General features: G+C 40.0%; 6 protein-coding genes. All 6 read right to left on the minus strand.

Going from position 1 to position 11,496, the window contains the following annotated elements; all coding sequences use genetic code 11:
* Window positions 1-87 precede the first annotated feature (87 nt).
* Complete coding sequence (locus tag C1E99_RS14485) at window positions 88-9,153, minus strand: MucBP domain-containing protein (RefSeq protein ID WP_153060167.1); 9,066 nt, start codon at window positions 9,151-9,153, stop codon at window positions 88-90.
* Between the two features lie 341 nt (window positions 9,154-9,494).
* Complete coding sequence (locus C1E99_RS14670) at window positions 9,495-9,635, minus strand: hypothetical protein (protein WP_161943241.1); 141 nt, start codon at window positions 9,633-9,635, stop codon at window positions 9,495-9,497.
* 172 nt (window positions 9,636-9,807) lie between these two features.
* Window positions 9,808-10,311 (minus strand): hypothetical protein, encoded by a 504-nt coding sequence (locus C1E99_RS06190; RefSeq protein WP_105206969.1) that lies wholly within the window; start codon window positions 10,309-10,311, stop codon window positions 9,808-9,810.
* A 70-nt stretch (window positions 10,312-10,381) separates the two neighbouring features.
* Complete coding sequence (locus C1E99_RS06195; protein ID WP_105206970.1) at window positions 10,382-10,615, minus strand: hypothetical protein; 234 nt, start codon at window positions 10,613-10,615, stop codon at window positions 10,382-10,384.
* Window positions 10,605-10,850: a hypothetical protein gene (locus C1E99_RS06200; RefSeq protein WP_105206971.1), complete on the minus strand. Its 246-nt coding sequence runs from the start codon at window positions 10,848-10,850 to the stop codon at window positions 10,605-10,607. The genes C1E99_RS06195 and C1E99_RS06200 overlap by 11 nt, the downstream gene beginning before the upstream one ends.
* Window positions 10,840-11,496 (minus strand): Rpn family recombination-promoting nuclease/putative transposase (locus C1E99_RS06205; RefSeq protein ID WP_153060168.1); only part of this gene is annotated, 657 nt, incomplete at its 5' end. The genes C1E99_RS06200 and C1E99_RS06205, both read right to left, overlap by 11 nt.

An 11,496-nucleotide genomic window follows, 5' to 3' on the forward strand; every position in this document is an offset into this window, starting at 1 on the left:
TTAGCGCAAAAAAAGGAAAGGCGAACCTTTCCTTTTCATCTTTCATTTCATTCAACCTGAAGGAAAAACAGGAAGTTTGAAATGAAATTAGTCTTCGTTGCGACGACGTTTGCCCGCAATAGCAAGAGCTGCTACAAGCATAGCCGCACCAAGTACGCCAGCTACTGATGAAGTTTCACCAGTATTTGGCAATTGACCTGGAGCTGCACTTGCAGGGGTTGCAGGAGTAGCCGGCTTACCTGGAGCTGGTGTCGCAGGGGTTGCAGGAGTTCCTGGCTTACCTGGTGTTGGTGTCACAGGAGTACCTGGACGACCTGGCTCTGGAGTTACAGGTGTAGATGGAGTACCTGGAGTCTTCTTACGGTAGATATGAATAGTATCACCGTTTGGAAGGGTAATTGTCTTGCCTGTAAACTCGTAACCTGGGATTGACTTATCTGGTGTTGTACCATCTTCTTGTGGGTTGATGATATTTCCATCTTCATCGACGTGGTTTGTAACAACTTTACGGTAGATGTGAGTTGTATTACCATCACTGTCAGTTGTAGTCTTCACATAGACGTAACCTGGGATTGACGTACCTTTGTTTGGTGTAGTGCCATCTTCTTGTGGTGAGATAACATTGCCATTTTCGTCAACGTGGTTAGTTACAACTGTCTTAGCAGGTGTTACTTTACGGTATACGTGAGTTGTATTGCCATTCTCATCTGTAGTTGTCTTACCTGTGAACTCGTAACCTGGGATTGACTTGTTAGGTGTTGTACCATCTTCTTGTGGTGCAATTGGGTTACCTTCTTCGTCAACGTGTTTAGTTACAACTGTCTTAGATGGCGTTACTTTACGGTATACGTGGGTTGTATTGCCGTTTTCATCTGTAGTTGTCTTACCTGTGAATTCGTATCCTGGGATTGACTTGTTAGGTGTTGTACCATCTTCTTGTGGTGCAATTGGGTTACCTTCTTCGTCAACGTGTTTAGTTACAACTGTCTTAGCTGGTGTTACTTTGCGGTATACGTATGTTACTACAGTTTCACCTTCGACAACTTTACCATTTTCAGTACCGTCAACACGAACGAGTTCATAAGTTGTACCATCTTCTGTCGTGATAGTTTTTGGTTTGTTATCTGTTGTGTCATAAGACTTACCAGCAGGTGCATCTGTTTCATCATTTACAGGTGACTTGATGACTGTACCATCTTCAGTAACGTAGTTCACGACTACTGTACCCTTAGGAGTTACTTTACGGTAAACGTGAGTCACATTGCCATCTTCATCAATAGTAGTCTTACCTGTGAACTCAAAATTCGGAATAGATCTATTTGGCTTCGTACCATCTTCTTGAGGTGAAATAGACTTACCATTCTCATCAACGTGGTTGGTTATAGGAGATTTAACTGCGCTAGATACTTTACGGTATACGTAAGTTACTTGAGTTGTACCTTCTACAACAGAACCATTTTCATTACCTTGAGTCAATACTGGAACGATTTCATAAACTGAGCCGTCAGCTGTTGTAATGGTTGTTGGTTTGTTATCTGTTGTATCGTAAGATTTACCTGTTGAAGTTGAGCTTGTATCTTCTACTGGAGAAGCAATCACATTACCTTCAGTGTCGATGTAGTTAACAACAACGTTACCCTTCACTTCTTCATATACGTAAGTCACTTGCTTGTCTTCGCCTGAAGTTACTGATCCATTTTCTTCACCAGTAGTCAAGCTTGGAACAAGTTTATATGTCTTACCATCTTCAGTAGTGATTGTACCTGGTTTGTTATCTTCAGTTGTGTATGTCTTACCTGGTTCAGCGTTCTCTTCATCCTTAACTGGAGATTTAATTACTGTACCGTCAGTTGTTACATAGTTAACTGTTACTGAACCTGCTGGCTCGTAAACGTAAGTTACTTCTGTAGTACCTTCTACAACTTTACCAGACTCGTTATCGCCAGCTTTCACTTCTTTGTAGAAGTATGTAACACCATTGTGTTTGATAACTGCTGGTTTGAAATCTGTTGTATCGTAAGTTGTATCAAGAGCCGCATCAGTTGTATCGTTTACTGAAGTTGCAATTGTTTCACCATTCGTGTTCACATAGTTAACGACAACGCTACCGTTTGGATTTGGAGCTGGAGTTGTTACTTTTTGGTAAACATAAGTTACTTGAGTTGTACCTTCAACAACAGAACCATTTTCTTCGCCCTTAGTCAATACTGGAACAAGTTTGTACTCTTCACCATTATAAGTAATAGTTTCTGGCTTGTTGTCTGTTGTATCGTAAGCTGTACCTGTTGATGTAGATGCTGTATCTGTTACAGGGGCTTTGATAACATTACCTTCAGTGTCGATGTAGTTAACAACAACGTCACCTTTCACTTCTTCGTACACGTAAGTTACTTGCTTGTCTTCACCTGAAGTTACTGATCCATTTTCTTCACCAGTAGTCGAGTTTGGAACAAGTTTGTATGTCTTACCATCTTCAGTAGTGATTGTAGTTGGCTTGTTGTCTTCTGTTGAATATGTCTTACCTGGCTCAGCGTTTTCTTCATCCTTAACTGGAGTCTTGATAACCTTACCATCTGTTGTTACATAGTTAACAGTGACTGAACCTGCTGGCTCGTAGACGTATTGAACAGTTGTTGTACCTTCAACTACAGTACCTTTCTCAGCAGCTGATGTGTCTTTCACTTCTTTGTAGAAGTAAGTCACACCATCTTTAGTGATAGTTGCTGGTTTGAAATCAAGCGTTTCATAAACTGTACCAGTTGTTGTTTCTGGAGTATCTACTACATCAGTCGCAATCTTCTCACCTGCTGTGTTATAGTACTCAACCACAACGTTACCAGTCTTAGCTGCTGGAGTTACTTTTTGGTAAACGTAAGTTACTTGAGTTGTACCCTCAACAACTGAACCATTCTCATTGCCTTTAGTCAATACTGGAACAAGTTTGTACTCAGTACCATCTTCAGTAGTGATAGTTTCTGGCTTGTTATCTGTTGTATCGTAAGCTGTACCTGTTGATGTAGATGCTGTATCTGTTACAGGGGCTTTGATAACATTACCTTCAGTGTCGACGTAGTTAACAACAACGTCACCTTTAACTTCTTCGTAAACATAAGTGATTTGCTTATCTTCACCTGAAGTAACTGTTCCGGTTTCTTCACCTGTCGTCTTGTTTGGAACAAGGCGGTAAGTCTTACCATCTTCAGTTGTGATGGTTGTTGGCTTGTTGTCTTCTGTTGAGTATGACTTACCTGGCTCAGCGTTTTCTTCATCCTTAACTGGAGATTTGATAACAGTTCCGTCAGTTGTTACATAGTTAACAGTTACTGATCCAGCTTTTTCGTAGATGTAAGTAACTTCAGTCGTACCCTCTACAACTTTACCAGTTTCATTGTCGCCAGCTTTCACTTCTTTGTAGTAGTAAACTGTGCCATCAGTTGCTGTAATCTTAGCTGGCTTGTTATCAGTTGTGTCGTAAGCAGTACCTGTTGAAGTTGTCTTCGTATCAACTACTTGTGGAGCAATCACTTCACCTGCAGTGTTTACATAGTTAACAACAACATCGCCCTTCACTTCTTCGTAAACATAAGTTACTTGAGTCACACCTGGAACAACATCGCCTGTTTCAGAACCTTGAGTAAGTTTTGGAACAAGTTTGTATGTCTTGCCGTCTGCAGTAGTGATTGTGTTTGGACGGAGGTCAGTTGTATCGTACTTAGTACCTGTAGATGTTTCTGGAGTGTCTTCTACTGTGCTTGCTGTTTCTTTGCCAGCATCAGTTACACCTGAAATTGGGTTACCATTTTCATCCACATAGTTAACAACAACTGAACCTTTCACTTCTTTGTAGACGTAAGTTACTTCTGTTGTCTTACCTGTTTCAACGTTACCAGTTTCGTTACCGATTGTTGCAGTTGGGATCAATTCGTAAGTCTTACCATCTTCTGTAGTGATAGTCGTTGGTTTGTTATCAGTTGTGTTGTATTCAGTACCTGGTTTAGCGTTTGTTTCGTCATTTACAGGTGTCTTGATAGGTGTACCATCTTCTGTGATGTAGTTAACAACAACGTTACCAGCTTGTTCATAAACATACTTAACAGTTGTTGTACCTTCAACGACATCACCTGTTTCAGCTGCTGAGTCAGATTTCACTTGTTTGTAGTAGTAAACTGTACCGTCTGTAGCTGTGATAGTTTCTGGTTTGTTGTCAAGAGTTGTGTAGGCTGTACCTGGTGATGATGCAGGAGTGTCCTCAACAGCTGTTTTAATCTCTACACCAGCAGTGTTGTAATACTCAACAACAACGTTACCTTTCACTTCTTCGTAAACATAAGTGATTTGCTTATCTTCACCTGAAGTAACTGTTCCGTTTTCTTCACCTGTGGTCTTGTTTGGAACAAGTTTGTATGTCTTACCGTCTTCAGTTGTGATGGTTGTTGGCTTGTTGTCCTCAGTTGAGTATGTCTTACCTGGCTCAGCGTTTTCTTCATCCTTAACAGGAGTCTTGATAGGTGTACCATCAGTAGTTACATAGTTAACAGTTACTGAACCCGCTGGCTCGTACACGTATTTAACTGTTGTAGTACCTTCAACCACATCACCTGTTTCAGCTGCTGAGTCAGATTTCACTTCTTTGTAGTAGTAAACTGTGCCGTCAGATGCAGTGATTGTTTCTGGTTTGTTGTCAAGAGTTGTGTAGGCTGTACCTGGTGATGATGCAGGAGTGTCCTCAACAGCTGTTTTAATCTCTACACCAGCAGTGTTGTAATACTCAACAACAACGTTACCTTTCACTTCTTCGTAAACATAAGTGATTTGCTTATCTTCACCTGAAGTAACTGTTCCGTTTTCTTCACCTGTGGTCTTGTTTGGAACAAGTTTGTATGTCTTACCGTCTTCAGTTGTGATGGTTGTTGGCTTGTTGTCCTCAGTTGAGTATGTCTTACCTGGCTCAGCGTTTTCTTCATCCTTAACAGGAGTCTTGATAGGTGTACCATCAGTAGTTACATAGTTAACAGTTACTGAACCCGCTGGCTCGTACACGTATTTAACTGTTGTAGTACCTTCAACCACATCACCTGTTTCAGCTGCTGAGTCAGATTTCACTTCTTTGTAGTAGTAAACTGTGCCGTCAGCTGCTGTGATCTTAGCTGGTTTGTTATCAAGAGTTGTGTAGGCTGTACCTGTTGATGATGCAGGAGTGTCCTCAACAGCTGTTTTAATCTCTACACCAGCAGTGTTGTAGTACTCAACAACAACGTTACCTTTCACTTCTTTGTAGACATAAGTGACTTCTTTAGTTACACCTGCTTCTACAGTTCCAGTTTCATCACCAACTGTAGATGCTGGAACCAACTCATAAGTTTTACCTTCATCAGTAGTAATTTTAGTTGGTTTCAAGTCAGTTGTATCGTATGTTGAACCTGGTTTACCATCTTTAGTATCATCAACTGTGCTTGCTGTTGTAGCACCAGTATTTGTTGTACCTGAGAGTGGTTTACCATCTTCAGTGATGTAGTTAACAACTACGTTACCAGCTTTTTCGTAAACATATTGAACAGTTGTTGTACCTTCTACAACTTTACCAGTTGTTGAAGCTGAAGTATCTTTCACTTTTTGGTAGTAGTAGACTGTACCGTCTGCTGTTGTAATCGTGTTTGGCTTGTGGTCTTCGTCAGTGTTGTAAGCAGTACCTGTTGATGATGGTACAGTATCAACTTCTTTCGTATCAACTGCTTCACCTTTGTCAGATAGACCTGAAATCAAGTTACCTTCAGTATCATAGTACTCAACAACAACATCGCCCTTCACTTCTTCGTAAACGTATGTTACTTGAGTCACACCTGGAACAACTTCGCCTGTTTCAGAACCTTGAGTAAGTTTTGGAACAAGTTTGTATGTCTTGCCGTCTGCAGTAGTGATTGTGTTTGGACGGAGGTCAGTTGTATCGTACTTAGTACCTGTAGATGTTTCTGGAGTGTCTTCTACTGTGCTTGCTGTTTCTTTGCCAGCATCAGTTACACCTGAAATTGGGTTCCCATTTTCATCCACATAGTTAACAACAACTGAACCTTTCACTTCTTTGTAGACGTAAGTAACTTCCTTCGTCTTACCTGCTTCTACAGTACCTGTTTCCTCACCTTTAGTTGATGCTTCGACTAGCGCATAAGTCTTACCGTCTGCTGTCGTGATGGTTTTTGGTTTGAGGTCTGTAGTGTTATAAGTCTCACCTGGTTTACCGTTTGTCGTATCGCTTACAGTAGCTGCTGTAGTGGCACCTGTATCAGTGGTTCCTGAAAGTTCTGTGCCGTCTTCGGTCACGTAGTGAACGATGACGTTACCAGCTTTTTCGTAGACATAGGTCATTTCTTTAAGCGTATCTTGTGCTACTGTACCAACTTCTTCGGTAATTTTTTCAATCGTACGTTTTTCAGTGTCTGTGTTACTTGAAGCTGGGTTAAGACCTGTTGTATCAATTTCTTTGTAGTAGTATACTGTTCCGTCAGCTGTCGTGATCGTTTCATCTTTTACAGACTTAGTATCGTATGCTGTGTTTGTAGCTTCATGATCATAAACAGACTTAGCGTCTTGTAAAACTGTACCTGTTGTATCAACGTAATAGACTTTAACACCACCTTTTTCAGCGTAGTAGTAGTTTGCCGTATTCTCATTGGCAGTCAACATATTGAACATGGCAATATAGTTAGTTTGAATGTCTAAAAATTCTTCGCCAGTAGCAGTTGTTACGCGTAAGCGTAATGGAGTACCTTTATCATTTAGCTCTGTTTTACTATGAAGTAGTGTACCTGAAGTTGTTGGAGCAGCTGGTCCCCAGTCAATCTTTGGATCAGAAAAATAAGGAGAAATCTTATAGGATATCGTTGTGGCACCAGCACCATTTGTATAGTAATTCTTAACAGTGTGCGTCCATGTTTCTAAACCTGTAATTGCATCTGGTCCATTATTCGCAGTCAGCGGCTTAGTCTCTGTAGAAACAAACGTCAACAAGAACTTGTTATCATCAGTATTGATTTCTGCTGCATAATTTGCTCGTAATTCTTCTAATCGAGCCGTCTGTTCATCACTTGTCAAACTGGTATCTGCTTCTACACTAGCAATTTCCGCCAGATATTTTTCGATAATGGCAATACGACTTGCGAAATCTAGAGCACCAGCTCCATCATTTGTCACGAAATCATTCGGTTCTATGGAGTCGTAGTTTATATAGTTTTCGACAAAATCTGCGTGGTCAGGATTTAATAGGAAGTTAATAAAACGAGCAGTTCCATCCTCCTGTGTCACATAAATAACCCTTGCAGTCTTAGAACCTGGGAGGAACTGAATAAGTGGCGTTCCAACAGCATAGTTTACTGATACAGGTTTTTCTGCAACTGTAGGAGACTCGATAAGTTCATAATTATCAAATTTTGCTTCTCCTGCTGGAGTGAAAATATCTCCTGATACAGCTGCTAAGTGGGTATAGCTGGCAAGAAACTCTTCAGCACGGCGTTCTGTTTCTTTAACATAGTAACCTGTTACCTGAGCAGGTAGGTAGGATGGCGCCAAACCAGTATAACTATTATATTCTGTTCGATCATCTGATAGAAGTGAATATACAACCTGCCCTTTACCATTGGTTCCCACTCCAGAGTTGATGTTTACGTATCTAATCTTGGTTGTTGTTCCAGTAGAATCAGTAAATGGCATGGTTGTAAATGACATTCTGTATCTAAATGTACCTAGATTTGTTGGTCCGTTTGCAATGGCATCAAATTGATGTCTAGCCGTATCTTCTGGAATTTCAATTTCCTGCAGTAAACCATTTTTTTGACTGACCAAACGAGCATAGATTACACCATCTGAATCTTCACGTTTCATTGAAAGGGTAATGTAGTAGTCTGTACCATAACGGTGGTTATAGGATCCATCATTAATTCCTGCAGCAACTGTAGCATCTACCTCTGCAGCGGACAAACTGTAAATCAAAAATGTGATGCGACCTTCTGTTGGGTCAACTGCATATCCAGTAGGAATATCTTGAACTACAGGTACCAAGCTCGCGTCAACTGCAGCTTCATCCTTGTTTAGGACTGTTTCTTCCTCAATCCAGTAACCAGGTCGACTGGTTGAATCATTCATATCTGTCGTAGTTGTCAAAACTACTTGGATTACATCTGTTCCCAAGAACTTACGCAATTCAAGAACAAGTGCTTCAACGTTTGTACGAACTGCATCGATTTGTGCATTTACAGCTTCGAGTGTTGCTGCTGAATCGTTCAATACTGCAGTTGCTTCTGTTGCAGTCAATTTTGTTGCTGCAGCTGCAAATTTCAAAGCAGTGTTGTCGCTATCTGATGCTGCAACAAGACGCTCAGCTTCGTTAGCCAATACTTCTGCTTCTGAAGTTACTTGCTCAAGAACAACTTTTGCTTCTTCAACAGTTGCTGGAGTTTTTACAGTTTCTGCTACTGCTTCAGTAGTAGCAGCTTTCGTTTCTGTAGATGTAGTTGTTTCGCTAGAAGCAGTTTCTGTAGCTTTTGACTCAGTAGTTGCTGTTGTAGTTGTTGCTTCAGCTTTCTTAACAACTTTTACAGTCACCACGTTCGCAGCACCTTCTGTTACTTCTTGAGTCACAGTTGCAGTTTGACCAGTTGCCAATTCGTAACCTGCTGGTAAGTCTGTAGAAACTACTACAGTTGCTGTTGCTGTCGTTTCAGTAGTATTAACCGTTGCTGCATTAACATCTGCTTTTACTACAGTACCATCTTCCAACACATATTGAACGATGTAGTTGATCGTTGCAGATCGTTCTGTACTTGTAGCAGTTGCTGTCGCAACTGTTTCAGTAGTTGAAGCTTCTGTAGAAGATGTAGTTGTTGCTGTTTCTGAAGCTGATACAGCTGTTTCTGTTGATGAAGCTACTGTTGCTTCTGTTACAACGGCTTCAGAGCTTGCTGATGTATCCGTAGTCGACGCTACGGCTGTTGTTGTTTCTGATGATGCAAGTGCTTCTTCTGCTTGTACTGCCTGTGCTCCAGCACCAAGAGCTAAGGACATACCAAGCAAGACACTGGCTGCACCAAAATGGTATTTACGGATTGAGAAATGTTGTCTCGTTCCGTACCAATCAAACGACTTTTTCTTTGCTTTGCGCATTGAAAAAACCTCCCCATAAATTATTTTATTACCATAAAAAATCTCTATCCAGCAAAACAGCGTAATTCAGTTGTTCAATACAAGATATTGAAAATCTACAGTAACTTTCTAAGCTATTATACTATATATGAAACTTTCCAACAAATGATTTGTATTAAATTTCTGTAAAAATTTCTATTTTTTGTTGATTTAGACCTAATTGTATCTCCTTTCATTTGCATTTTACAGAAGTTTTAGACTGCATTTTTCCAACAGTTGTGAATGATGAATTCAAGACTGGGATGGAATAAAACAAAAAAGAGCATATGCTCTCTTTTAGAAATCTTTCATTTAATTTTGCTTTACACTAACTGAGCACGAAGTTGGCAAACTTCTTCAGCGGTAAGCGAAAGATAAGGTGCAATTTCTTCGTTTGTCATTTTTGTATCCAACAAACGTTTTGCAAATTCTTTTTGATTGGCATTCAACATATTTTCCACCATGATTTATCCTTTCTTTTTTAAAGGTTTAGTATAGCAAAATAAATTTGAATGTCAATTATTCACTGTCACTGTCGCCATCGACAGTTTTATGACTGAGTTTTCATTGACCATCGCTAAGCTTATTCTCATTGTAGAAAAAATCACTAGCAAAAATACTAGTGACATGTTATTTCTATGACCACCTAAACCATTTTTTCCGAATTTTCGTTACTTCTGCCTCAGGCATATCTAAAATAGCAGAAATACTCTCGTCAGAATGTCCAGCTCGATATAGAGTTTCAAAAATTTCGTCTGTTTTGTGTTTTCTGCCGATATCGAGACCACTTTCAAACCCAGTGGCAAAGCCTTTCACCAAGTTTCGAATATATTGCTGGTTCGATGGCGAATCAAGAGCGTCTTTATCTTTCTCTAAAAGCCCTTTTTTGACACCTGCTTCATAAGAATCCGTCATGGCTTCAATATAGCTCGCCTTGTTATGCATACGAATGAGTGCTAGATGGAAGTCTATATCCTCATCTTCGATTGGTTGAAATTGACTGCGGTAGGAAGCTACCTCATCTAGACTAAAATTCGTAGCAATGGCAATGATGTCATCAGACATGCCTACATCCAACAATCGTTTCAAGGTTGCAATTTTTTCTTCTTCAATCACTTTTTCCAACTCTTTGTCAACCATAACTTAATCTCCTTATCGAATCGTGACCTCAAATTAACTATCGGCTCGGTGCATATGAATCAATTCAAGTTTAGATTCCATACTCAGTTCCTTCTTGTATTTGGAATTGACTACGGTAGGCCGCTACCTGTTCAACGGTAAACTCAGTAGCAATGGCAATCATTTCATCGGTTAGATTCGCTTTTATCATCCGTTTCATGGTGTCTATTTTTTCAGTATCAACACCTTCATCATACCGCTCCTGCATGTTAGCGTAGTAACTGACTGCTCGATGCATTTGAATCAATTCAAGTTTAGACTCCATATTTAGTGCCTTCTTCAGAAACTAAACTCTTACGTAATTCCCTTACTTTTTCAATAGGCATTTTCATCACCAAGGCAATATTCTCATCAGAAATTCCAACCTGAAGAAGAGAGTTCAACACCTCTTGAGTTTTTTGTTCCATACCTTGTTCAAATCCATCATCAAACTGTTCCTGCATGTTAGCATAGTAACTGGCTGCTCGATGCATGCGAATCAATTCAAGTTTAGATTCCATATTCAATACCTTCTTCAGAAACTATACTCTTACGCAATTCCCTTACTTTTTCAATAGGCATTTTCATCACCAAGGCAATTTTCTCATCAGAAATTCCAACTTGAAGAAGAGAGTTCAACACCTCTTGAGTTTTTTGTTCAATACCTTGTTCAATGCCTTTTTCAAATCCGTCATCAAACTGTTCCTGCATGTTAGCATAGTAACTGGCTGCTCGGTGGTTCCATACTTCAATCATTTTTCGTTCCTCCTCTGTCCAATTGTTTACATCCAATAGATATTCAGCTTTTTGAATGGCACTGGTTTGTTTTGAGCTAAATTGTTTGTTAGAGAAGAACTCCATCCAAAGTTGTTGCTTCCTAGCCATTTCTCCCGTTTGCAATTTTTTCAGCTCTACAATGACCATCTCGAAGGGGTTTCGTGCTTGTTCTTTTTTTCCAAATGGCATCTGTAAAGCCTGACCGGTTTCTGAATCGGTGATGATAAAGGAATGGACAGGTCTGTCGTCTTTGAAATAGTTAGTTCCAACGATCGCAATACCATAGACTGGCTGGATTTTATCGTACATTTTATGCGTTTTCTTGGCTTTTTTTCGGGCCTTTGGCAGGCTGTCGACCAGATGTTGGCAAATATAAATCCATAATCGCTT

Origin of the sequence: Streptococcus suis, assembly GCF_002964045.1 — a bacterium.
Taxonomy (GTDB): Bacteria; Bacillota; Bacilli; order Lactobacillales; family Streptococcaceae; genus Streptococcus; species Streptococcus suis_U.